Annotated in this window: 19 protein-coding genes; 11 read left to right on the forward strand and 8 right to left on the reverse strand. The window is 69.2% G+C overall.

The window, feature by feature from the left end:
- Positions 1-230: 230 nt before the first annotated feature.
- Positions 231-1724: an arabinofuranosidase catalytic domain-containing protein gene (locus AB0B91_RS18835; protein ID WP_358320698.1), complete on the reverse strand. Its 1494-nt coding sequence runs from the start codon at positions 1722-1724 to the stop codon at positions 231-233.
- An 855-nt stretch (positions 1725-2579) separates the two neighbouring features.
- On the opposite strand from AB0B91_RS18835, the gene AB0B91_RS18840 reads away from it, so the two are divergent.
- The 4 genes from AB0B91_RS18840 to AB0B91_RS18855 all read left to right on the forward strand — a co-directional run bounded on the left by AB0B91_RS18840 (position 2580) and on the right by AB0B91_RS18855 (position 6215).
- Positions 2580-4457, forward strand: coding sequence for a potassium transporter TrkA (locus AB0B91_RS18840; protein ID WP_358320701.1), 1878 nt, complete (start codon positions 2580-2582; stop codon positions 4455-4457).
- 151 nt (positions 4458-4608) lie between these two features.
- Entirely contained in the window at positions 4609-4776 is a 168-nt protein-coding gene (locus tag AB0B91_RS18845; RefSeq protein WP_358320704.1) for a hypothetical protein, read from the forward strand.
- Between the two features lie 64 nt (positions 4777-4840).
- Positions 4841-5317, forward strand: a complete 477-nt coding sequence (locus AB0B91_RS18850; protein ID WP_358320707.1) for a tannase/feruloyl esterase family alpha/beta hydrolase — start codon at positions 4841-4843, stop codon at positions 5315-5317.
- Between the two features lie 160 nt (positions 5318-5477).
- Complete coding sequence (locus tag AB0B91_RS18855) at positions 5478-6215, forward strand: SDR family NAD(P)-dependent oxidoreductase (protein WP_358320710.1); 738 nt, start codon at positions 5478-5480, stop codon at positions 6213-6215.
- Between the two features lie 23 nt (positions 6216-6238).
- Here AB0B91_RS18855 and AB0B91_RS18860 read toward each other — a convergent pair whose 3' ends face one another.
- Positions 6239-6898, reverse strand: a complete 660-nt coding sequence (locus tag AB0B91_RS18860; RefSeq protein ID WP_358320821.1) for a sigma factor — start codon at positions 6896-6898, stop codon at positions 6239-6241.
- A 159-nt stretch (positions 6899-7057) separates the two neighbouring features.
- Between AB0B91_RS18860 and AB0B91_RS18865 the strand changes: the two genes are divergently transcribed.
- From AB0B91_RS18865 to AB0B91_RS18885, 5 genes are all read left to right on the forward strand, one after another.
- Positions 7058-9829, forward strand: coding sequence for an AAA family ATPase (locus AB0B91_RS18865; RefSeq protein ID WP_358320713.1), 2772 nt, complete (start codon positions 7058-7060; stop codon positions 9827-9829).
- A gap of 128 nt (positions 9830-9957) precedes the next feature.
- Positions 9958-10917, forward strand: coding sequence for an alpha/beta hydrolase (locus AB0B91_RS18870; RefSeq protein WP_358320716.1), 960 nt, complete (start codon positions 9958-9960; stop codon positions 10915-10917).
- Entirely contained in the window at positions 10917-11636 is a 720-nt protein-coding gene (locus AB0B91_RS18875) for an alpha/beta hydrolase (RefSeq protein ID WP_358320719.1), read from the forward strand. Before AB0B91_RS18870 ends, AB0B91_RS18875 begins: the two co-directional genes overlap by 1 nt.
- A 7-nt stretch (positions 11637-11643) precedes the next feature.
- Positions 11644-12378: an alpha/beta hydrolase gene (locus tag AB0B91_RS18880; protein WP_358320722.1), complete on the forward strand. Its 735-nt coding sequence runs from the start codon at positions 11644-11646 to the stop codon at positions 12376-12378.
- An 18-nt stretch (positions 12379-12396) separates the two neighbouring features.
- Positions 12397-13452 (forward strand): ferritin-like protein, encoded by a 1056-nt coding sequence (locus AB0B91_RS18885; RefSeq protein ID WP_358320723.1) that lies wholly within the window; start codon positions 12397-12399, stop codon positions 13450-13452.
- On the opposite strand, the gene AB0B91_RS18890 is transcribed toward AB0B91_RS18885, so the two are convergent.
- Both AB0B91_RS18890 and AB0B91_RS18895 read right to left on the reverse strand, forming a co-directional pair.
- A complete protein-coding gene (locus AB0B91_RS18890; RefSeq protein WP_358320726.1) occupies positions 13447-16230 on the reverse strand; it encodes a LuxR family transcriptional regulator in 2784 nt (927 codons plus the stop codon). The two genes, AB0B91_RS18885 and AB0B91_RS18890, sit on opposite strands and share 6 nt — an antisense overlap.
- A gap of 178 nt (positions 16231-16408) precedes the next feature.
- Positions 16409-16627 (reverse strand): NAD(P)-dependent oxidoreductase, encoded by a 219-nt coding sequence (locus tag AB0B91_RS18895; protein WP_358320728.1) that lies wholly within the window; start codon positions 16625-16627, stop codon positions 16409-16411.
- Positions 16628-16768: 141 nt separating this feature from the next.
- Between AB0B91_RS18895 and AB0B91_RS18900 the strand changes: the two genes are divergently transcribed.
- Positions 16769-17911 carry a serine hydrolase domain-containing protein gene (locus AB0B91_RS18900; RefSeq protein WP_358320730.1) on the forward strand — a complete coding sequence of 381 codons (1143 nt, stop codon included), beginning with the start codon at positions 16769-16771 and terminating at the stop codon, positions 17909-17911.
- Positions 17912-17961: 50 nt separating this feature from the next.
- Here AB0B91_RS18900 and AB0B91_RS18905 read toward each other — a convergent pair whose 3' ends face one another.
- Positions 17962-18261: an SMI1/KNR4 family protein gene (locus AB0B91_RS18905; RefSeq protein WP_358320733.1), complete on the reverse strand. Its 300-nt coding sequence runs from the start codon at positions 18259-18261 to the stop codon at positions 17962-17964.
- 263 nt (positions 18262-18524) lie between these two features.
- Positions 18525-19127 carry an RICIN domain-containing protein gene (locus AB0B91_RS18910; protein WP_358320736.1) on the reverse strand — a complete coding sequence of 201 codons (603 nt, stop codon included), beginning with the start codon at positions 19125-19127 and terminating at the stop codon, positions 18525-18527.
- Positions 19128-19303: 176 nt separating this feature from the next.
- Between AB0B91_RS18910 and AB0B91_RS18915 the strand changes: the two genes are divergently transcribed.
- Complete coding sequence (locus AB0B91_RS18915) at positions 19304-22165, forward strand: BTAD domain-containing putative transcriptional regulator (RefSeq protein WP_358320739.1); 2862 nt, start codon at positions 19304-19306, stop codon at positions 22163-22165.
- 6 nt (positions 22166-22171) lie between these two features.
- Here AB0B91_RS18915 and AB0B91_RS18920 read toward each other — a convergent pair whose 3' ends face one another.
- On the reverse strand, positions 22172-23125 hold the full coding sequence (locus tag AB0B91_RS18920) for a transketolase C-terminal domain-containing protein (RefSeq protein WP_358320742.1): 954 nt from the start codon (positions 23123-23125) through the stop codon (positions 22172-22174).
- The gene (locus AB0B91_RS18925; protein ID WP_358320823.1) at positions 23122-24009 is read right to left on the reverse strand and encodes a transketolase; all 888 of its coding nucleotides are present in this window, start codon (positions 24007-24009) and stop codon (positions 23122-23124) included. The genes AB0B91_RS18920 and AB0B91_RS18925 overlap by 4 nt, the downstream gene beginning before the upstream one ends.
- Positions 24010-24237 lie beyond the last annotated feature (228 nt).

The raw sequence follows: 24237 nt of genomic DNA on the forward strand, positions 1-24237 counted from the left end.
ACGCCGATCGTCGCTGCTGACAGCACTGAGCGTCTGAGGCAAGACGCGCTTAGTGATGGAAGGCGGAACCGCTCGGTGCTGGTCGGCGGGGCCGGCGCGATCGCCGTTCTTCGATCGTCGTGACGGGCACTCGATCGCTCAGCCGGAATCTGCGGTGCGAGATGGAGCGTGGGACCGCCGGCGTCTGGCGGTCCCACGCTCATGCCGTTCGAGTGCGCCCAGCCGGTGCCCTACGGTGCGATCGACCAGAGCTGGCAGGTGTTGTTGAGCCACATCCACAGCCGGGCCGGCGTGCCGTTCGCCGTGCCGCAGTTCTGGTCGTCGAGCACCATGCCGCTGTTCTCGACCACCAGCTCATATCGGCCGTTGCCCGCGGGGATGACCGCCCACTGCTGGCACGTGTTGCCGAGCGGCTCCCACAGGTTGACGGCCGTGCCGAGGGCCAGCCCGCAGTTGACAGCGTCGAGCACCTTGCCGGCGTTGACGTTGGTGATCGTCCACTTGTTCGCGCCGACGCTGTTGAAGCGCCACTGCTGGCAGGTGTTGCCGAGCGCCTGCCACTGGTCGATCTGCGTGCCGTTGGCCGTGCCGCAGTTGACGGCGTCGAGCACCTTGCCGCTGGTGAGGTTCGTGAGGCGGTAGGTGGCTCCGTTCACGGGGAAGGTGACGCTCTTGCCGTAGCCGACGGAGACGACGTTGGCCTGCACGGCGTTCTCCGTGGCGTCGCTCGGATAGCCGCTGGTCATCACGCCTTCGAAGAACGATCCGACTGAGCCGTTGCTGTTGTCGCCGCCGATGCCGAGGATGATCGCGCCTTGCTTGGTCATCGGGCGGTAGCCGGCCTGGCTCGGCAGCGCTCCGTTGTACCGGGTCGCCAGGCTGCCCGACTGCGCGTTGCCGTCCTTGATGGCGTATGTCGAGGTGCCGTTGTTCTTCAGCATCGCCGTCACGAATGCGGAGCTACGGCCGGTGTTCGCGGTCCAGGAACCGTCGCCGCCGGCGAACAACCCGTTCTCGAGGTCCGCCGCGACGCGCGGTCCGCCCGCGCACGGTGTGAACCAGCACAGCGTGCCGAAGTAGATCGCGTCCATGTCGCCGTTGCCGGTGTCCATGTTGTTGGTCTCGGCGTTGCCGTAGTCGAAGCAGCACCGGTTGTTGACGTGGGTGCCCTCGGTCACCATGTACATGCCCTCGGGCTGGCTGCCGGTGGCGACGCCGTTCGTCGCGTTGTTGCGGTAGCCGTTGCCCGCGGAGATGTAGACGCCGTAGACCTTGTGGCCACCTGCCGTCACAGGCAGAGCCGCCGCGTTCGCGCCTTGGTCGGCTGTGGGATTGGCGCCGCCGCCGGGAGCGATCGTGAGGTCGTTGTGGCGCGACGTCTGGTCGTAGATGCGAACGATCGTGCAGTACGTGCCCGAGCAGAAGGAGTCCTGGGTCGCGGCGTTCGCGTAACCGCCGGCGCTGAGCACGCCGATGTTGGTCGTCGCACCGTCGGACCAGCGCCGCACCTGGTAGAGCGCCCCGTTGTAGGAGCCGAACAGCGCACGGGTGGTGCTGTGAGCGGCGACGCACGGCGTACCGCCGCTCGCGTAGATGTCGCAGGACAACGTGCCGGCCGCCTGTGCCGAGCCTGGCACGGCGACCAGCGCGGTGACGACGAGCGCCGCGAAGGAGGCGACCGAGAGGGCCGTTCGCCGCCAGTGGCGCAGAGACCAGAAACCCATAGCGTGCCTTTCGTGTGCCATTGGGGTAGAGCAAATCTGTTAGCGCTAACATCTTCATAAAACAAAGTTGAATTGTTAGCGTTAACATAAATATCCACACGCGTTTCTATTATCAACGGGCAATTGGCCGGTTCCTTGGTATGGCACCGTCGGCATGGCTCTGCGCACAGTCACGTAAACCGCAGGTCAAGCGCCGACGAGCGTCCCGCCATAACATGCAGATTTCCGCTGTGTTTCGACCAAAGTGTCATCAACGACACGGCGACTGTCAATACCCGGCGAAGATCGGCTTCAATTCCGCCACAACGTGCGACAGGAGAACTCAGTCGGTCGCCCGTGACCAGCAAAAGGCGTTACGCGAAGACTGAACTGGTGGTGCTCAGCCCTCGGACACACATCCGGTCCGACACGGCGTCGACATCGCCAAGGTGGTTCAGTGAAGGGTCGATCCGGCCTCGGCATTGACGATCAGTCGGCCTGATACCCCAACGCGATCAAGGCCCTTAGCGCAGGGTGCCTCGTGGTGCTGGGCGGTATGACGTCGCGTCTTCACTCAGTGCGGCTGATGCTGGAGCCTGGCCTTGGCGGTGATCGCGCAGGCCAGGTAGGTGGCCGGTCAAGGCGACGAACCCGCCGAGCTGCACGAGGCCGCTGGGCATCGTCCACCTCCGCGACGCTGCTGGTCCCAGTCCGAGAGGCCTGGGTGTAAGGGAGCTGCAAGTGATGGGAAAGCATCAAAGTGACAATTGTGGCGATTGATAATATTCGCGCTTCCCTGGCCACTTCCTCTCAGCTCGCCCGCCAACAGTTCATCGAGCAGCTTTCAGGTGGCCGGGCCGACAGGACAGGGTTGTCATGGCCACACGACGAGAACGTCTGCGCTACCGGTTCGACAACAGCATGTCGAAAGGCACACCGGCTCTCATCGGCTGGCTCGCGCTGGTCACCGTCGTCATGGTCACGGTGTTCGCGGGCTTGTCCATGCTCTTCGCCGACAAGGACGTGCACGACAGCTGGTACGAAGCGCTGTGGGGCAGCCTCATGCGCGCGATGGATGCCGGCACTGTGGCGGGCGACAACGAGGGCAGCACGATCTTCACGATCCTCGGGTTCTCCATTACGATCGGCGGGCTGCTCATCGTCTCCAGCCTCGTCGGCGTGCTCACCACAGGCCTGGACAACAAGCTGACCGAGCTGCGCAAGGGCCGTTCCAGAATCGTCGAGTCCGGCCACACGGCGCTGATCGGCTGGTCGGACCAGATCTTCACGATCATCCCGGAGCTGGTCGAGGCCAACGAGAGCGAGGCCAAGTCCTGCATCGCCATCCTCGGCGACGGCGACAAGCTGGAGATGGAGGAGGAACTGCGCGCCCGGGTCGGCGACACCGGCAAGACCCGGATCGTCGTACGCAGCGGCAGCCCGGCCGAGCCGTCCGACCTCGACCTGCTCAGCCTGGACAGCGCCCGCTCGATCATCGTGCTCTCGCCGCCCGGCGAGGACTCCGACGCGCACGTCATCAAGACGCTGCTCGCGCTGACCAACCGCAACTGGCGCAGGCGGCGCCCACCGATCATCGCCTCGGTGATCGACACCAACAACCTGGCCGCCGCCGAGCTGGCCGGAGGCGGCCACGCACAGGTGGTCGACAGCGACGACATCGCCTCACGACTCATCGTCCAGACCTCCCGCCAGTCGGGCCTGTCGGTGGTCTGCACCGATTTGCTGGACTTCGGCGGCGACGAGATCTACATGCGGGCCGAGCCGAAGCTGACCGGCTTCCCGTACGGGGAGGCGCTGTTCGCCTACGGGACCGCCTCTCTGATCGGGATTCGGCACGGCGACGGCTCGGTGGTACTGAATCCGCCGATGGACACCCAGATCATGGACGGCGACCAGATGATCGTGATCGCCGAGGACGACTCGACCATCCGGCTCGTCCGCAGCTTCCCGCCCGTCGTCCAGCAGGCGATCACTCACCCCCCTCGCCAGCCCATGCCCCCGGAGACCACGCTCCTCCTGGGCTGGAACAAGCGTGCCCCGAAGGTCGTCACCGAGCTCGCCCAGTACGTCTCGCCCGGCTCGGCGCTGAACATCGCGGCCGGCGTCATCGAGGACACCGAGCACCTGGAGCGGCTCACCGCCGGACTGCGCAACCTGGTGGTGAACGTCAAGGAGTGCGACACCACCGACCGGATCGTGCTGGAGTCGCTGAACCCGGGCATGTTCGACCACATCATCGTGCTGGCCGACGGGCATCTGGAGCCCCAGTACGCCGACTCGCGGACCCTGGTCACTCTGCTGCACCTGCGCGACATGGGCTCCCGGACCGGGCAGCGGTTCCCGATCGTCAGCGAGATGAACGACGACCGCAACCGCCGCCTGGGCCAGGTCACCCAGGCCGACGACTTCGTGGTCGGCGACAAGCTGATCAGCCTGCTGATGACCCAGCTCTCGGAGAATCCGCACCTGGGCGCCGTGTTCGAATACCTGTTCGATGCCGAAGGTTCGGAGATCTACCTCAAGCCCGCCACCGACTACGTTCACCCCGGCATGACGGTCAGCTTCGCCACCGTCATCGCCTCGGCGCGGATGCGCGGCGAGACCGCCATCGGCTACCGGCTGCAGGTCGAGTCCACCGCGCCACCCAACTTCGGCGTGGTGCTCAACCCCGGCAAATCCGATCCGGTCACGCTCGGCCCCCGGGACATGGTCATCGTCCTCGCCGAAGATTGATCCCTTATCCATCGCTTCGGGCGTACTCGGGAGCGCCTGGCACGTCCGCACACCCGGGAGGAACAGTCACTGCGCCGCGGCAACGGAGTGCCCGCGCTCGGCGCTTCTGGATCGCGCCTCCGATACCGTCGGCCCGCTCGGAGCCAAGTCGATGAGCGAGAGCCTGTTCACTCCGGTGGTTCCCGCGCCGGCCAACGCGGCGCGGCATGCCACCGGCATCCGGTTCCGCACGCTGCCGTCGGCTCGCGACCGCGTCTGCCTTGCCATCGCCGCCGCCGAAGCGCGGGACGTACACGCAGCGGTTGTTGACATCGGATGAGCAGCGGCTGACGATCTCCAGGCAAGGCGTCTGGCCGAACCCCCTCGTCCAGAAAGGCCGAACCATGCGCTTGACAAGGCGATTATTGGCCACCGGAATGGCCGCCCTCGTCAAGGAACTGTCCCGGCTCCTTAACACGACGGACCCCGACATCGACCGTTTCGCGCGCCACGGCGGCAAGCTCATCATCGTCCAGGGCACTACCGACATGGCGGTCCCAGAAGCATTGACCGACTCCTACTACGAGCGGATGGCCGAACGCTACGGCCCATCGATCCGCCGCTTCGTGCGCTACTACGTCCAGCCCGGCTACGCCCACGGGGGCGGACGCTTCGACCTGGCGTGGGACTCCCTCACTGCCCTGGACGACTGGACGAGCCGGAACAACCCTCCGGTCAACCCGGTGGCGACCGACGCCAACCCCGCCACGAAGAACCGCACACGCCCCTTGTGCGAATACCCGCTGTGGCCGAAGTACCAAGGCCACGGTGACGTCAGCCAGGCCAGGAACTTCTCGTGTGGCGGCCAAGGGCAACGCTGACCGTTAAGGAATTCGGCGGTAGCTGTCACAAGCCTGGAGGCTGCCCGGTCTTAGCTGGCGACTGGGCGGCAACGAGATGGTCGGCGGACAGACGGGATCGCGTTACCACGACTGGCCCGGCGCATGACGAAACCTGTGAGACCCCTGCGAAAGGAAGCACATGAGCAACGCGTTGGATGGAAGAGTCGTCCTCATCACTGGAGCGTCGTCGGGCATCGGAGAGGCCACTGCGCTGGCCCTCTCCGCAGAGGGGGCCCGGGTCGCGGTCGGGGCCCGGCGCGCCGACCGGTTGGAGGCTCTGGTGCGCAAGGCGCCCGGCGAGGTGCTGGCCCTCGAACTCGACGTGACCGACCAGGAGTCGGTGCGGGCCGCGGTCGCGAAGACCGTCGAACGCTTCGGCGCCCTGGACATCCTGGTGAACAACGCCGGGGTGATGCTCGCCGGCCCGATCGTGGGGGCGGACGTCACGGAATGGACGCGCATGGTCGAGACCAACCTGCTCGGGTCGATGTACACGGTCCACGCGGCGTTGCCGCAGCTGCTGGAGCGCAAGGGCGCCGTCGTGCAGGTCTCCTCTACCTCGGGCCGGATCGCTTCGGCCTACAACGGCGTCTACGCCGCGACGAAGTTCGGCGTCACCGCCTTCTCCGAGTCGCTGCGGCAGGAGGTCACCGCCCAAGGCGTGCGTGTCGTGGTCGTCGAGCCCGGTTTCGTCGCCACCGAACTGGCCGACCACATCACCGACCCCACGATGCGGGCCGCCGCGCGGCAACTGGCCACCTCTATGCGCACCCTGCAACCCGAGGACATCGCCAATGCCGTCGTGTACGCGGTCACCCAGCCGGAGCACGTCGCGGTCAACGAGATCCTCATTCGCCCGACCGACCAGACCCAGTAGGCGAGCGACGCCAGCCCCCGGACCTAGCGGACGACGTCGGCGGCGAGCAGCTCTTCCAGTTCGGCGAGGTCGCCGGTCTGCGCGGCGGCGAGGAACGTCTGTACGAGGCGCCGGTGCGCGGTGGTGCTCACCGGGTGGCGTCGTTCGGTGGCGAGGTGGTGGCGGGCGCGTCGCGCGAGTTGACGCGCATGGTCTTCGCCCAGGTGGAAAATCTCGGAGGGCCGACGGTAGGGGTAGTCGAAGGCTATGCGCAGGAGATAGACCGCGCGTTCGGCGGGGGGCACCCTCTCCAGCAGCAGCCGGATCGCGGTGTCGACCGCATCGCGCCGTTCGGCTGCCGTCTCGGGGCTGACAGAGCCGTCTATCGTCTCGGGAAGCCAAGGGCCGGCGGAGGTCTCGTGGCGCCTGCGGGCGGATTGGGCGACGTTGAGGGCGAGCCTGGTGGTGGTCAGCGCAAGGAACGCGGGCGGGCTGATGACGACCGAGCGATCGGCGCCGGCCCATCGCAGCCAGGTCTCCTGCACCACGTCTTCGGTCTCCCCCACGTCTTGCAGGACACGCAGCCCGATCGTGAAGAGCCGGGGCGCGGCACTGACGAACGCTGAAACGGCTCCGTCCCATCCGCTGATCGACCCCTCATCGCTCGGCTCCGCATGGCCTCTGTACGACTCCAACAGGTTCATGGTCACGATCTCGGCTCCGTTCGCACCCCAGCATCCGGCGATGCCACTGTGATCACGGTCGCTTCATGGGCCCCTCCATCGCGCCCTGGGGAGAGCCTGGTCGGTACCCTGGTCCGGACCGCTGCAGTCAGCGGTCAACGGTCGGCGGGGGCGGTGTCCATGGCAGGCAGAAGTCCCGGGTCGCGGCTTCGTGGGCGGCGGATCGAGTGCGAGACGCTGGACCAACTCGTGACGGCTGTGCGGGTCGGCCATAGCTCTGTCCTGGTCCTGCGCGGCGAGGCCGGCATCGGCAAGACGGCCTTGCTGGAGTACGCGCGGGGCAGCGCGTCCGGCTGCCGGATCGCCAGAGCGGCGGGCGTCGAGTCGGAGATGGAGCTGGCCTTCGGCGGCCTGCATCAGCTGTGCGCCCCGTTCCTGGATCATCTCGACCGCCTTCCGGGCCCGCAACGCGACGCGCTCGGGACGGCATTCGGCCTGAGCTCAGGGACCCCGTCGGACCGCTTCCTGGTCGGGCTCGCGGTGCTCAGCCTGCTCGCCGACGTAGCCGGGCAAGAGCCTCTGGTCTGCCTCGTCGATGACGCCCAGTGGCTGGACGAAGCCTCCGCGCAGGCCCTCGCCTTCGTCGCGCGGCGCCTGCTCGCGGAGCCGATCGGGCTGGTGCTCGCGGTGCGCGAGCACAGCCTCGAACTCGAGTTGGCGGGGCTGCCGCAGCTTGAGGTGGGGGGCTTGAGTGACAGCGACGCCCGCGCCCTGCTCGACTCCGTGGCTCCCGGGCGACTCGACGAGCAGGTCCGGGACCAGATCATCGCCGAAACGCGGGGAAACCCGCTGGCCCTGCTCGAGCTGCCCCGGGGGTTGACACCGGCGGAGCTGGCAGGTGGGTTCGGGCGGCCCGACGCCCGGCCGCTGGCCGGCCAGATCGAGCAGAGCTTCCTCCGGCAGATCCGGTCGCTACCGGCCGAGACGCAGCAGTTGCTGCTCATCGCGGCGGCCGAGCCGGTAGGCGATGTGACCTTGTTGACGCGAGCGGCCGAGCTGTCGGGAATCGCGAGGGCCGGCGCGTCGCCGGCCGAAGCGGCGGGGTTGATCACCATCGGGACCCGGGTACGTTTCCGTCATCCCCTCGTACGTTCGGCGGCCTACCGTGTGGCGGCCCCGCAGGACCGGCACAACGTGCACCGCGCGCTGGCCGACGCGACCGACCCCCAGTCGGATCCCGACCGCCGGGCGTGGCATCTGGCCAACGCGACGACCAGCCCGGACGAGACGGTGGCCGCCGAGTTGGAGCGCTCCGCCGACCGGGCGCAGGCGCGCGGCGGAGTCGCGGCGGCGGCCGCGTTCCTCGAGCGGGCGGCCGAGCTGACCCCCGATTCCGCACGCCGCGGCGCCAGAGCGTTGGCGGCGGCCCGGGCCAAGTATCAGGCCGGTGGGTACGGCGCCGCGCTCGAGCTGCTGAACGCGGCGGAACTCAGCCCTCTGGACGAACGCGAACTCGCCCGGTCCCAGCTGCTGCGCGGTCAGATCGTGTTCGTCTCCAGAAGTGCCGGCGCCGCCTTGCCGCTGCTGCTCAAAGCCGGCAAGCAACTTGAGCCGCTGGACCCCGGACTGGCCCGCGAGACCTACCGAGACGCGCTGAACGCGGCCCTGACGGCCGGCCGCCTGCCGAGAGGCGCTCAATTGGCGGACGTCGCCAAGGCGACGCTCGCCGCACCGCCGGGGCCGCCGCCGGAGCGCAACGATCTGTTCCTGAACGGCGTGGCCGTGGTGGCCACTGAGGGGTACTCGGCGGGTGTGCCGATGGTGCTCCAGGCCCTGGTCGCCTTCCGCGCCGAAGGGGTCTCCAGGGAAGAAAGCCTTGGCTGGCTCTCGTTCGCGTGCCGCATGGCCCATAACGTCTGGGATTTCGACAGCTGGTCGGCGCTCTCGGCCAGGCTGGTCGACCTGGCACGCGAGACGGGGGCTCTGTCGGTGCTGCCGTCGGCTCTCCACATGCTCGTGTCGAACCGGGCCCTCGCCGGCGAACTCGCCGTCGCCGACGCGCTGCTCGCTGAGGCGGTGACGATCGGCGAGGTGACGGGCAGCCGCTTCTTCGCCCAGTACGCGGCCCTGGTGCTCGAGCCCTGGAGGGGCCGGGAGGCCGCGACACGACAGGCGATCGAAGCGCTCACGCAGGACACGGCCCTTCACGGGGAAGGCAAGGTGGTGACCGCCACCCAATGGGCGAACGCGGTGCTCTACAACAGCCTCGGTCGCTACGAGGAGGCGTACGTCGCGGCAGAGCGAGGCTGCGAGCACCCACAGGAGCTCGGGGGCCCGTTCATCAGGTCCTTGATCGAGCTTGTCGAGGCCGCCGCCCGGAGCGGAAGGCCGGCCCGCGCCGCCGAAGCCGCCCGGCGACTCGACGAGATGGCCCGGGCCAGTGGCACCGACTGGGCCCTCGGCACCTCGGCGAGCGCGCGTGCCCAGGTGAGCGACGGATCGGCCGCCGACGCTCTGTACCGTGAGTCGATCGAGCGGCTCGACCGCACCGAGGTCCGGGTGACGCTCGCCCGTGGCCGACTGCTCTACGGCGAGTGGCTGCGGCGGGAGAACCGGCGTGTCGACGCACGCGAGCAACTGGACATCGCGTACGAGATGTTCAGCCGGATGGGGGCCGAGGCGTTCGCGGAACGCGCCCGGCGCGAGCTCCAAGCCACCGGCCTGACGGTACGCAAGCGCACCGCCGAGGCGCGAACCACTCTCACCGCCCAGGAAGCGCAGATCGCCCGCCTGGCCGGTGACGGGCTGACGAACCCCGAGATCGGCGCTCAGCTCTTCATCAGCCCGCACACCGTCGAATGGCACCTACGCAAAATCTTCGTCAAGCTCGGCATCGTGTCCCGCAAACAGATCAGCACCACGCTGCTCGAAGGCACGGCGGCCACGGCCTGACCCGCGACCTGGTCGGGCCCCGGTGCCCATGGTCATCTCCTTTCCTCTCGATCCCCGGTGTCACGGATCGGGGGGCTGTCCGGTCTAAGTGGGTGAGTCGACCCGAACTTGGAAACGGAGAATTCCGCATGAATAGCCACGTCCTGGAGCCGGCGGCGCAGGAGCTCGCCGACGCCACCTCCAAGCCCCCGTTCCTGTACGAGCTGGGCGTGGAAGGCGCCCGCAAGGTCCTCGACGACCTCCAGTCCGCCCCGGTCGACAAGCCCGGGGTGGACGAGAAGTGGATCACGGTGTCGGCCGAGGTCGGCGACGTACGAGTACGCATCGTCAAGCCCGCCGGCACGACCGCCGCGCTGCCCACCGTCCTGTACGTCCACGGCGGCGGCTGGATCCTCGGTAACGCCGGCACCCACGACCGCCTCGTCCGCGAGCTGGCCGTCGGCGCGAACGCCGCGGTCGTTTTCGTGGAGTACGACCGCTCGCCCGAAGCCCGCTACCCGGTCGCCATCGAGCAGGCCTACGCCACCGCCCAGTGGATCACCAGGCACGGCGCGGACGAAGGGCTGGACGCCTCCCGGCTGGCGGTGGCCGGTGACTCGGTCGGTGGCAACATGACCGCCGCGCTGACCATCCTGGCCAAGCGGCGCGGCGACGTGACCTTCGTGCACCAGTCGCTGTACTACCCGGTGACCGACGCCGCCCAGGACACCGGCAGCTACCGCGAGTTCGCCCACGGCCCGTACCTGACCGCCAAGGCCATGGCCTGGTTCTGGGACGCCTACACCACCGACCCCGCCCAGCGCGCCGAGATCACCGCCTCACCGCTGCGCGCCGGCCTGGAGGACCTGGCAGGGCTGCCGCCCGCGTTCGTCATCGTCGACGAGAACGACGTGCTGCGCGACGAGGGCGAGGCCTACGCCCGCAAGCTCACCGCGGCCGGCGTGCCGACCACCAGCGTCCGCTACAACGGCACCCTCCACGACTTCATGATGCTCAACCCCGTCCGCGACACCCACGCCGCGCGCGCCGCCACCGCCCAGGCCATCGAGGTCCTCGACGCCGCCCTGAACACCGGAAAGGCCAACTGATGAGCGAACGGCCGGTCATCGTCCTGGTTCACGGCGCCTTCGCCGAATCGGCCAGCTGGAACCGCGTCATCCAACGCCTGCACAGCGACCGGCTCACCGCCGTCGCCGTGGCCAACCCGCTGCGCGGCGTCGAAGGCGACGCCGCGTACGTGCGCGACGTGATCGCCGGCATCGGCCGCCCGGTCGTGCTGGTGGGCCACTCCTACGGCGGCATGGTGATCACCCAGGCCGCCGTCGGCAACCCGGCGGTCCGCGCTCTGGTCTACGTCGCCGCCTTCGCTCCCGAACCCGGTGAGAGCGCGCTGCTGCTGTCGGCCAAGTTCGAAGGCAGCACCCTGGCCGGCGCGCTGGAGGCGTATCCGGTCGCCTCCGGCGGGAACGAGTTCCGTATCGCCGAGGACAAGTTCCACCACCAGTTCTGCGCCGACCTCGATACCGGCGAGGCCGCTCAGATGGCCGCGACCCAGCGGCCGGTGACCGAGCGGGCGCTGACCGACGCCCTGACCGCGAGCGAGCCGGGCTGGCGCAGCAAACCGTCCTGGTTCGTCCACGGCGAGCGCGACCTCAACATCCCGGCCGCGGCGCTGCGGTTCATGGCCGAACGCGCCGGCTCACGCGGAACCCGCGAGATCCCCAGCGCCTCGCACGCGGTCGCCGCCTCGCAGCCCGACGCCGTGACCGCGGTCATCCGCGACGCCGCCGACCACGCGCAGGAGTGACACCACCTTGCCCGCGATCCTCATTCACGGCGTCCCCGACACCCACCGCGTCTGGGCCGGCGTCCGCCGGCGCCTGACGCGCACGGACGTGGAGGCTTGGGACCTGCCGGGCTTCGGCGCTCCACGCCCGGACGGCTTCAACAGCACCAAGGAGGAGTACGCCGACTGGCTGATCGGCCGCCTGGCGGAAATCGGCGAGCCGGTCGACCTGGTCGGCCACGACTGGGGCTGCATCCTCACCGCCCGGGTCGCGTCACTGCGCCCCGACCTGGTACGCACCTGGGCCGGCGGCAACGGCCCCATCAGCGCCCGGTACGTCTGGCATCCGCTGGCCAAGATCTGGCAGGACCCCGTCGAGGGGGACCGCTTCATGGCCGGGCTGACGCCGCAGGGCTTCGCCGACGCCCTGATCAACGGCTTCGAGGTGCCCGACGACCTGGCCCAGGAGATGGTGCGGCACGTGGACGCGCCGATGAAGGACAGCATTCTCAAGCTCTACCGCTCCGCGGTGCGGATGGGCAGTGAGTGGGAGCCCGAGCTGGCGAAGATGACCGCGCCCGGCCTCGTGTTCTGGGGTGCACGCGACCCCGCCTGTCAGGTCGAGTTCGCCGACGAACTGGGCCGGGCCGTCCACACGGAACACGTACTCAAGCTCGACTGTAACCACTGGCCGCTGCTGCAGCGGCCGGCGCGGGTCGCCGCCGCTCTCGAGGAGCACTGGCAGCGCCACCAAGCCGCCTGACATAGAGGTAGGACTTTGATGAAGAATCTGGAACCTGTCGCTGTTTCCGGGGCAGGACGGATCGACACCCTCGACAGTCTGCGTGAGCACCTGCAGTGGGCCGTCGAGCTGGAACACGCGACGTTGCCGCCGTACCTGTGCGCGCTGTACTCCCTGGACCCGGAGCGCAACCCCGAGGCGATGGAGGTGGTGGGCAGCGTCTTCGCCGAGGAGATGCTGCACCTGGCGCTGGCCGCGAACCTGCTCAACGCCGTCGGCGGCCGGCCGCGCCTCGACCTGCCGGGGATGTTGCCGCCGCATCCCCGGCGGCTGCCCCACAGCGATGTGGAACTGTCGCTGCTCCCGTTCGGCCCGGAGGCCCTGGAGGTGTTCCTGCGTCTGGAACGGCCCGCTCCGCCCGGCGCCCCGGCGCAAGGCGACGGCTACGAGACAATCGGGCAGTTCTACGACGCGATAGAACAAGGACTGCGCCACCTGTGCGAGCAACTCGGCGAGCGGGAGGTCTTCTGCGGCGACTCTGCCCGCCAGGTGAACGGCAGCCATTTCCGGCACACCGCTGGTTCGCTGTTCGCGGTGGAGGATCTGGAGTCGGCGCTGGGCGCGCTGGAGGAGATCGTCGAACAGGGCGAGGGCACGGCCCGGGGCGAGGTCTGGGACGGCGACCAGGACGTTTTCCACCCCGACCGGGACGAGGTCGCCCACTACTACCGCTTCCAGGAACTCAAACTCGGCCGACGCTACCAGCGCGGCGACACCCCGCAGTCCGGGCCCACCGGCGAGCCGATCTCGATGAATCTGGCCGCCGCGCGCCCGATGCGGCCCAACCCGCGGCTGTCCGATCATGCCTCGGGCAGCGCCATCCGTACCGCGCAGGAAGAGTTCAACCGTACTTACTGCACCCTGTTGAACCAGCTGGAGCAGGCCTTCAACGGCGACCCGAAACAGCTCGGGGCCGCCGTCGGCACCATGTACGCGCTCAAGGCCCAGGCCGGCGCCCTCATGCTGATGCCCGACGAGGACGGCACCACGGCGGGCCCCACCTTCGAATACGTGCCACCGGAGCAACGCTCATGAGCGTCCATCATCGGCGAGCGCGGTCTTCAGTTCGGCGCGCCCCCTGATGCCGAGCTTCATGAAGACCTTGCGCAGGTGGTACTCGGCGGTGCGCGCGCTGATGAACAGCCGCGCGCCGATGTCCCGGTTCGTGAGTCCTTCGCGTGCGAGGCGCGCCACATTGAGCTCCTGGTCGGTGAGTTGCGCCGCTGACCCATGCGCGCGCACGCGCAAGGTCTCGCCGCTCGCGCTCAGCTCGCGTGCGGCGCGCCCGGCGAAGCCGCTCAAGCCGATGCCCGACAACACCTCGTACGCGGCTCGGAGCTGCTCGCGGGCATCGGCGTGCCGGCCCTGGCGGTTCAGCTCCTCCCCGTACAGCAAGCGGCAGCGCCCGACCATGATCGGAATCCGCTCGCGCTCGAAGCGGTCGATCGCATCCAGGTACAGGGCCTGGGCCTCGTCACCTTCGCGCAACTGCGCCTCGGCCATCACCAGCACGGCCAACGCCCAGTTGGTCCCCACCGGCCGCGTGACGTTCGCCAGTTGCTCGAACGCCTGCTCGGCGAGCGCGAGCTCGCCGGTGTGCGTGGCCGCCTCCACGAGCTCGAGCAGCGTGCGCATCGCGTGACTCAGCTCGTGCGTGTACGGCAGCTCACGGCAACCGCTGGCCACCGCCTCGGCGAAGCGTCCCAGGCCGTTGTAGAGGATGGCCTCCCCGAAGTTGACCGCGCTCAGCCCGTACCCCTCGCCACGCGCCTGCGCGTCGGCTCGGATCTGCTCCGCCAGGGGCTCCGCCTCGCCGGCCTGCCCTCGATACGCCGCGAGGAAGAATCGCCCGTACTGCGGGAGCGGGTGGCCGGTGACGTCCTTGATGGCGTCGATCTCGTCGCAGGAGGCTTCGGCCGCGTCCAGCTCGCCGTCGACCGTCTGCGCCACCATCAGCAGGCTCAGGGCGATCGGCAGCACTGTCACGACGCCTTCGGCGCGGGCGAGCTCGACCTGCCGATCGGCGAGCGAGCGGAGCCCGCGGGCATCCCAGAGGTCCTGCGCGGCGCGGGAGGCGAACCACATCCAGTGCAGCTCGAGCGAGTCCGGGGCCTGCTCGAGGAACGCGCGCTGCGCCCGGCGCAGGGTGTCGATCGCGGCCTCCTGCCCTTTGGCGGCGAGCAGCGCCTGGCCGCGCAGAATCAGATCCCGCGCACGGCCGGACTCCTCGGCTGGGCTGGGCTCCTCGGCGGCGTCGGGCTCCTCGGCGGCGGTCGCCTCCAGGATCGCGTTCGAGACCGCGGCCACCTGCTCGGCGTCACCGAGCCGACCGCCGTAGATCGCGGCCGACAGCGCCTCGATGTAGGTGTCGCGGGCGAGCACCGGGTCGAGCCCTTCGAGGCCCTGGGCCGCGGCGAGGAGGAGCTGCGGCCCGCTGCTGTCTCGATGCAGTGCGTATCCGGCGCGGGCGCGCAGCCGGGCGACCAGCGCCTCTTGCAACGCGGTGAGAGGATGGTCGCGGGCGGTGTCGAGCAGGTGCAGGGCCGCTGCGGGCGCGCCCGCCTCGTGCTTGGCCTCGGCGGCCGCGATCAGCCGCTGCACGCGGCGGACCGGCGCGGGCGTCAGCTCCGCCGCCCGCTCCAAGAACGCGCCCGCGGCGGCCGCGCCGCCGCGGGTCCGCGCACGCACCGCGGACCGCTCGAGGTCGGCAGCGACCTCCTCGTCCGGGCGCAGCGTCGCGCTGGCCCGATGCCATGCCCGGCGATCCGGGTCGTGCTCGACGCTGGTGACGTCGGCCAGCGCGGCGTGGACGCGCCGCCGATCCTGCGGCGACGCCGCCCGGTAGACCGCCGACCGCACGAGCGGATGGCGAAAGCCGACGCGCGTGCCGACGGCGAGCGCGTCGGCGTTCCTGGCGGCGTCGAAGTCCTCCGGGCCCAGTCCCAGTGCCGCGCTCGCCCGCCACAACAGCCCGGGATCTCCGGTCGGGTCCGCGGCCGCCAGCAGCAACAGCAGGCGCACCGACTCGGGCAGCGGTTCGAGCTGCGCGACCAGGCTCTGCTCAATGCGGCTCTCCAGCGGGATCGAGCCGGTGAGAGTGAACCCGCCGGCGATCTCGGCCGGGCTCAGCGCCCGGGGCAGCTCCCGCAGCGCGAGCGGGTTGCCGCGCGCCTCCGCGATCAGCTGGTCGCGTACCCGCCGGTCGAGGCCGCCGGGGACCGCGAGGCGCAGGAGCTCGCGGGCGTCGTCGTCGCCCACCCCTTCGACGACCAGCTGCCGAAGCCCGGCGAACACCTCGTTGACCGTGCGCATGGCGAGCACGATGACGATCCCCTCGACGTCGAGCCGCCGGGCGGCGAACGCGACAGCGCGCGCCGACGCCTCGTCGAGCCACTGCGCGTCGTCGACGATACAGAGCAGCGTCCGGTCTCCCGCGGCCTCGGTGAGCAACCCGAGCAGCGCGAGCCCGATGAGGAACGAGCTGGGCGCGGAAGCCTGGCGCAGGCCGAACGCCGCCTCGATCGCCTCGCGCTGCGGGGCGGGCAGGCGCCCGGCAGAACCCATCATGTGCCCGCACAACTGCTGCAGACCGGCGTAGGCCAGCTCCATCTCGGACTCCGACGCGACGATGCGCTCGACCCGGACGTCGGTCGCGGCGCGCGCCGCCATGCGGTCCAGAAGTGCCGTCTTGCCGACGCCGGCCTCGCCGGAGACGATCAGCGCGCCGCTGTGACCTGCGCGGGCACGGTCCATCAGCGCGCCCAGCTCCATTAACTCGCGATGCCGTCCCCGCAGCGGCGCGGTCTCTGTCACGATGCCACCTTTGCGGGGATTTACCGATAAATGGTGCCTTTGGCGGGCCAGATCCTATCTGAGACATCGGCGACACGGGCCGCGAGCCTTCGGCGTTTCCGGCCGCCTCACTGGTGAACAGGAACGCGCGATCCTTTCCTCGACGTCTTTCCTTGTCTTCCCTAGCCGCCGAGCCGGTTCACGGCGTTCCGCGGGATCTCCCCGCGCAGTGCCGTACGGACCTGAGGTCGGCCGGCGACTGCTCGGAGCAGAAACCTGCGTGGGGGGTGATGACGACATTGGGCGGGCCGATGAGGTCCTCATGCTCATCCGGTGGTTCCAGCGCCAGGACGTCGAGGGCGGCGCCGGCGAGCTGTGCGGTGCGCAGGGCGCCCGTCAGGGCCGCCTTCCGATTCACCAGCGTGCCGTAGCAGTCGAAGGTGACCCAGCCGCTCGCGGGCCTGGCTCGTACCGGCTCGATGGAAACGCCGAGGAAACGATCTCCTGACTAGGACTGGAGCATCACATCGGAGCTTCGGCTTTCTAGGAGAAGTGACTCATGGTTTCGCGTCAATCGGCAGTCGCCCGCGTCGTCTCCGCAGGATGCGCGGCGTTGGCTCTGAGCGTGTCCGCGCCCGCCACCGCGTCGACGGACAACGCCTCCGGCAAGGTGGGGGACGTGCAGAAGGCGATGGAGGCCTTGGTGAAGACAGGCCACGTGGTGGGCGCCATCGGCGAGGTGTACGTGAACGGCAAGCGGGCCGGAAAGGGATCGGCCGGATCCCAGCTGCTCGACGGCGACGGTGGCGCGATCCCCTCCACCGCCCGCTACCGGATCGGCTCACAGAGCAAGAACATGACCGCCACCGCGGCCCTGCAACTCGTGCGGAGCGGGAAGCTGAAGCTGGACGACAAGCTCAGCGAGCTGCTCCCCGAGGTGGCGGAGAAGGATCTCGTGGAACGGGCCGACGAGATCACGGTACGCGACCTGATCCAGCAGACCTCGGGCATCCCCGACTTCCTCACCCCCGACATCGACCCGCTCGACACCACGATCACGTATCGCCCCGCCGACTTGCTGGCCGCCTCCCGCAAGCGGCAACGGCCATCGGAGATCGGGACCTTCAACTACTCCAACACCAACTACATCCTGGTCGGCATGATCATCGAGAAGCTGACCGGGCATTCGCTGGCGACCGAGCTCAAGCGGAGGATCTTCACCCCGCTGGGCATGCGAGACACCTACCTGCCGGTCAAGGCCGCCGAGGGGATCAAGGGCCCGCATGGGCACGGCTACATGGTGGATGAGACGGGCAAGCTGCTCGATGTCGACAAGCTCAACGCCACCACCATGCTGGGCGCCGGCGGCGTGATCTCCACCGCGCACGACATCAGCGCCTTCGAACGCGCCTTCGTTCAGGGCAGACTGCTGCCGGACTCCCTGCAAAAAGTGATCACCGACCCGGCGCCCGGCCAGCAGCCGCCGCCGAAGGGCGGCCTGTGCGAGGGTAACCCCAGCTTCCAGCCACGCGGCGGCAGCGCTCCCGGCTTCGTCGCCGTGACCTACACCTCCCCGGACGGGAAGCTGCAGTTCGCGGTCTCCGTGACGGTGGCCGCAGACGATGCCGAGCGCGGCGCTGTTGGGAGGCGCGTCGATCAGGCCCTCGTATCGGTGTTCTGCCCTGCGTCCGCCGCCGGCTAGACGCAACGCTTCTCTGGGGTTCCCGAGGGCGAGTCACATGCGCTCGGCCGTCAGCAGGGGCGTCCCAGCCGTCCCTGCACGTCGTAGGTATGCTGCACGCTGATCAGCGTGTCATGGTGTTTGCGCAGGTGATCCTCGAACGACCAGGCTTGGGGGCCGTACGGTCCGCCGTGGGTCTCCCATTGGATCACCTGACCGCGGCTTCCGTGGTGAGCGGGCGCGAGGTCGATGCAGAGCAGGTTGCCACCGCTGTCTTCGGCGAAACGTATCCAGCCACGATGCCACCACACGCACCGCACGTAGCCCTTGGCCGGGTCGAGTTCGCGGGAGACCCGGCCGTCGAAGATCATCTGATCGTGCGCGTCCCTGAGGAGGCGATGGTCGACCGTCGCAGTGACCTGCTCGGGGGCCAGGCAGCCAGGAAGGTAACGAAGTCGACAGTGCTGCCCCGGGGCTGAGGCAGTGGCGCGGGCGGGCGTGATCATGAGGGTGGGGCGACACCGTCGAAGGTCCTTGCCCTCGAACCGGTCGATCAGCGTGGTGACATGCCCAGCGAACCTGATCCCAAGAGCGGGGAGCGAGACTGATGCCGCTCCCCGCCCGTATCACCGATTCACGGACCGACGTCCCATTGCACCGTGTCCCATTGCTGTTGAGGCCCTCCGTTGTATTCCCAGAGCTGAATCTTGCCGCCGTCGCGGATTTCCTGCGCCTTCGCGTCGAGGACGTAATTGTGCCCCGCTGGGGAGGCGACATTCCTCAAGGCGTCGTTACCGTACGGTGCCCACCGCTGCTGGGCCTGGCCGTTGTAGTCCCAGAGCTGGATGGTGCCACCGTTTCCGATCGTCTGGGCTTTCGCGTCGAGCACGAGTGTCCGGCCGGCCGGTGACGCCCTGTTCTTCAAGTACGTGTACGTACCGACGTTGCGGTAGAACGCCCATTGCTGCTGGTTCCCGCCGTTGCAGGTCCAGAGCTGGACGATGCCGCCGTTGCCGATGGTCTGGGCTTTCGCATCGAGGCAGAAGTCCAGGCTTCCCGCTGCTCTGGTGAAGAAGAGGTAGTACGTCAAGTCGGCCTCCACCGCGACCGGCACGGCATGAAGCCCCATGCTCGCCGCGAACCTGTCGGCCAGCTCGGCACTCGACGCGGAGGCGGCGGACGCGCTTGTCCCGCCTCCTGCGCCGAGCGCCAGAAGCAGTACCGCCAGAACGGGCACCGCCAATCTTCGTCTCATGTGAGATGTCCTTTCTACTCTGCGAGTCGATTTACGAGCGCGGACGTGACAAAGAGTAAATAGGATCGCCTTCGAAAAGCTTTCGCCTTTCTTGAATGGCCGTCGGCAATTGTGGTTCGATGGCGTTCGCGGTTTCCGCGCCAATGGGGGGATGCACCGTGGAGTTTCGGCTGCTGGGCGCGTTCGAGTTGGTGGTCGGCGGCCAGAGCGTCGATCTCGGGCCGGCCAAGCAACGGATCCTGTTCGCGTCCTTGGCCGTCGACGCCGGGCACCCGGTGCCCACAGAGACGCTCATCGACCGAATATGGGACGACGCCCCACCGCGCGAACCCCGCAAGGTGCTGCACACCTATGTCGCCCGCTCCCGCCGTGTGCTGGAACGGGCGCGGCATCCCGAGGATGGACAGCTCGCGCTGGAGCGCCGGGCGGACGGCTACCAGCTGATCATGGACCTCGATCGCATCGACCTTCACCGGTTTCGCCGGCTGGTCGAGCGGGCGCGCGCCCATCACCGCCGCCGGCCGGAGCGCGCCGCCCTGTTTGCCGAGGCCGTCGGCCTGTGGCGGTCGGCCCCACTGGACGGGATGAGCGGGGCGTGGGCGGCGCGGGTCCGCGAAGGGCTCCGGCAACAGCGGCTGGGTGCGTTGACCGACTGGGCCGAGGCCGAGCTGGAGCTGGGCCGCTACTCACCGGTGATCGAGCGCCTTGAGGAGCTGATCGTCCACTACCCGCTGGCGGAGTCCCTGGTGGTCCGGCTGATCCAGGCGCTGAGCCTGGCCGGCCGCGGTGCGGAAGCTCTGGAGGTCTACGCGAGGGCATGCCGGCGAATCGACGACGAACTCGGCGCCCAGCCCGGTCCCGAGCTGCGCTCACTGCACACGGCCATCCTCCGCGGAGAAGCCGTCACTCTCGCAGCCGGCGCGCCGACGGCTCCCTCAGTGCCCGAGCCACAGGATGTTCACGTGTCGGAGCGTCCGCAGCCGGCCCAGCTCCCGGCGGAGGTGCAGGCGTTCGCCGGCCGCACCGGATACCTCAATCGGCTGGACGACCTGCTCGGCCCCGGGCGGGTGCGGGTCTCCGTGATCGCCGGTATCGCGGGGGTGGGCAAGACCGCACTGACCATGCGTTGGGCGCATCGGGTACGCCACCGATTCGGTGACGGGCAGTTGTACGTGAACCTGAGAGGCTTCGACCCGGGCGGGTCCTGCGTGGGTGCGGCGGAGGCGCTGGCCGGATTCCTGGACGCGCTGGGGGTGCCACCGGACCGTGTCCCGGCCGACCCGGACAGGCAGGCCGGCCTGTACCGCAGTCTGTTGGCGGACCGCCGGATGCTGGTGGTGCTGGACAACGCCCGCGACGCCGAGCAGGTCCGTCCGCTGCTGCCCGGCGCACCAGGCTGCCTGGTGGTGGTGACCAGCCGCAACCAGCTCTCCGGCCTGGTCGCCTCGGAGGGCGCCCACCCGCTGAGGCTGGATCCGCTGTCGGACGCCGAGGCACACGAGTTGCTGGTCCACCGCCTGGGGCCGGCCCGGATGGCAGCCGAGCCCCAAGCGGTGGATGAGATCATCGCCCGGTGTGCGGGGCTACCTCTCGCCCTGGTGATCGTGGCCGCCCGAGCCGCCACCCACCCCGCGTTCCCCCTCACCGCGCTGGCCGGCGAACTGAGCGACGCCCGTGGTCGGCTCGACGCCCTGGCCGGTCAAGACGCGGCCACCGATCCGCGGGCGGTGTTCTCCTGGTCCTACGACGCGCTGAGTCCCGCGGCCGCACGGTTGTTCCGGTTCCTGGGGGTGCTCACCGGCCCGGACCTCGCCCCACCCGCCGCGGCCAGCCTGGCCGGCGTGGCCGTGGACGAGGTCCGGCCGCTGCTGGCCGAACTGGCCGGCGCGCACCTGATCATCGAACACCAGCCCGGCCGGTACACCCTGCATGACCTGCTCCGTGCCTACACGGTCGAGCTTGTCCACGCCATCGACACCGAACCCGACCGGCAGGAAGCGTTCCGCCGGCTGCTCGACCACTACCTGCACACCGCTCATGCCGCGACACTGCTGCTGGCCCCACACCGACGCCCGATCGCGCACGCCCCCGCCGCGCCGGGGGTGACCGCCGAGGCGATGGCCGGGTCCGAGCAGGCGCTGACCTGGTTCACCGTCGAACACCCCGTGCTGCTCGCGACCGTGGCGGAGGCGGCCGCCGAGAGGTACGACGAAGCCGTGCGGCACCTGGCCTGGACACTGAGCGCATTCCTGCGATGGCGCGGCCTGCTGCTCGACTGGGTCACCGTCGAGCAGGCCGCCCTGGACGCTTCGCGCCGGCTGGCCGATCCTCGCGGACAAGCCCACGCCCACCGCCACCTCAGCCGCGCCTTCACCCTGCTCGGCCGCTTCGACAGCGCCCACACACACGCTGCGCGGGCCCTCGGCCTGGCCGTCGAGCTCGCCGATCAGCCTGGCCAGGCGCACGCACATCACGAGCTCACCTGGGCGCTGTCGCGACAGGGTCGCTACCGGGAGGCACTCGACCACGCGGAGCAAGCCCTCGACCTGTTCCGAACGGCCGGCCACCGCCCTGGACACGCCAAGGCGCTCAACGGGGTCGGCAACTGCCACGCCCTCCTCGGACACCACAACCGAGCGCTCGGGTACTGCCGGCGAGCCCTCACCCTGTTCGAGGAACTCGGCGACCTCAACGGTCAGGCCGCGTCTCTCGACGGCCTTGGGTACGCACACCACCACCTCGGTCAGTACGACCTGGCCAAATGCTGTCACCGGCAGGCGCTCAAGCTGCACCTGGAGCTGGGCGATCGCATCGGCGAAGTCGAGGCGCTGATCCGTCTCGGCAACGCCCACCACACCGACGGCGAGCACGACACCGCCCGCGACACCTGGCGGCAAGCCCTCGTCATTCTCGACGAGCTCGCGCACCCCGACGCCAGTTATGTCCGCGCCCAGCTCGCCGACACCGAACCGCACCAGACCGCGGCCGCTGGTCCACGGTTGTATTGGCCTCACCGGTAGAACCACCTAGCCCTGGCGCAGCAGGTCCTTCACCGCGGCCACGATGCCCTCGGCCGACAGCCCGAAGTGGTCGAGCAGGAAAGCGGTGTCACCGGTCGGCGCGAACACGCGGGGCACGCCGAGGATCCGCATCGGCACCGGGTGGTGGGTGACGACGGCCGCCGACACCGCCGCGCCCAGGCCCCCGCTGACCGTGGCCTCCTCGGCCGTGACGATCCGGCCGGTCTCGCGGGCCGCAGCGACGACGGCCTCCTCGTCCAGCGGTTCGAGGAAGGGCATGTTGAGCACCCGCACCGACACGCCCTCGCCGCGCAGCCGGGCCGCCGCCTCCAGAGCGCGGGAGGTCAGCGAGCCGATCGCGATGACGGTGGCGTCGCCGCCGTCCTGCAGCAGCACGGCGCGGCGCGGCTCGAACGGCGCGTCGTCGGGAGTGACGACCGGCACCTTGAAGCGTGGGATGCGCAGGTAGGAGGGCCTTGGTGAGGCCGCCGCCCAGCGTACGGCGGCCCGGGTCTGCACCGGGTCGGCCGGGATGATCACGTCCAGGTTCGCGACCGCGCGCATCCAGGACAGGTCCTCGATCGAATGATGGGTCGGCCCCAGCTCGCCATAGGCCATGCCGGGGCTCTGCCCGCAGAGCACGACATGGGCTTCGCTGTAGGCGACATCGGCTTTGATCTGCTCCAGGGCCCGTCCGGTCAGGAACGGCGCCGCCGCGCACACGAAAGGGATCTTGCCCGCGTTCGCCAGACCGGCGGCCACGCCCACAAGATCCTGCTCGGCGATGCCAACGTTGATCAGGCGGTCGGGATAGCGCTCACGGAACCCGACGAGATTGCTGGAGCCCACGGAGTCGTTGCACACCGCCACGATCCGCTCGTCCGCGCCGGCCAGGGCCAGCAACTCGTCGGCGAAGTCCTGGCGGCAGTCGAAGACGGCCTGCTGCTCGGTGAGGGTCATCGTGCCAGCTCCGCCAGCGCCGTCTCGACCTGGTCCGGGCTGGGCACCTTGTGGTGCCACTCCACCCTGTCCTCCATGAACGAAACGCCCTTCCCCTTGATCGTGTCGGCGATGACGACGACCGGCCGGCCGGTGAGCGAGCCGTTCATCGCCCGCAGCAGCGCTTGGTGGTCATGACCGTCGATCTCGCGCACCTCCCAGCCGAAGCTGCGCCACTTGTCCCCCAGAGCGCCGAGAGCGTTGGTCTCCTCCGTCCTGGCGCCCTGCTGCAGCCGGTTGCGATCGACGATCGCCGTCAGCGACGACAGGCCATGGTGAGAGGCGGCCATCGCGGCCTCCCAGTTGCTGCCTTCCTGCAGCTCACCGTCGCCCAGCACGACGAAGGTACGCCAGCTCAGACCATCCAGCTGGGCCGCCAGCGCACAGCCGGTCGCCACCGGCAGGCCGTGCCCGAGCGCGCCGGTGTTGGTCTCGACCCCGGGAACCTTGAGCCGGTTGGGATGGCCGTTCAACGCCGACAGCGGCGCCATGAACGTCTCCAGCTCCGCCGGGGCGAAGAAGCCGCACTGGGCCAGGGTCGAGTAGAGCGCGGCGGCACAGTGGCCCTTGCTCAGCACGAACCGGTCGCGCCCGGACCAGTGCGGACGCTCAGGGTCGACGGACAACGCTCCGTAGAAACAGGACACCAAGATGTCGGTCACCGACAGATCGCCGCCGATGTGTCCCATGCCGGCCCGACCGATGGTCTGGATGATGCTCCGGCGCACGTCCGTGGCCAACCGGTCCAGCTCTGCCGCGGCGCTCTCCCGGTCGGTCTCCCGGATGCGCTCGACCGTCTTGCGGTAGGCGGCCGCTCGCACCAGATCAGGGGCGAGCATCGACATCACCGATGTGAATATATATTCCATAGCGACTAGACATAACTAGAAGCTACGGCCGTCGGCGGATTCGTGTCAACGAGGGGGTGATGATCACTTACGCGCCGGCTCCTTGACGGGCGCAGTCGCCGACGTTACATTCCGGCTGAATAGCAAAGCAGCATTGAATAGATATTCACACTCTGCTTTCGCTCCTACGATGGTCCTCCGACCAGCGGAAACGTCGCATGGCGA

This window comes from Nonomuraea sp. NPDC049141, assembly GCF_040648415.1.
In the GTDB taxonomy this organism is placed as follows: Bacteria; Actinomycetota; Actinomycetes; order Streptosporangiales; family Streptosporangiaceae; genus Nonomuraea.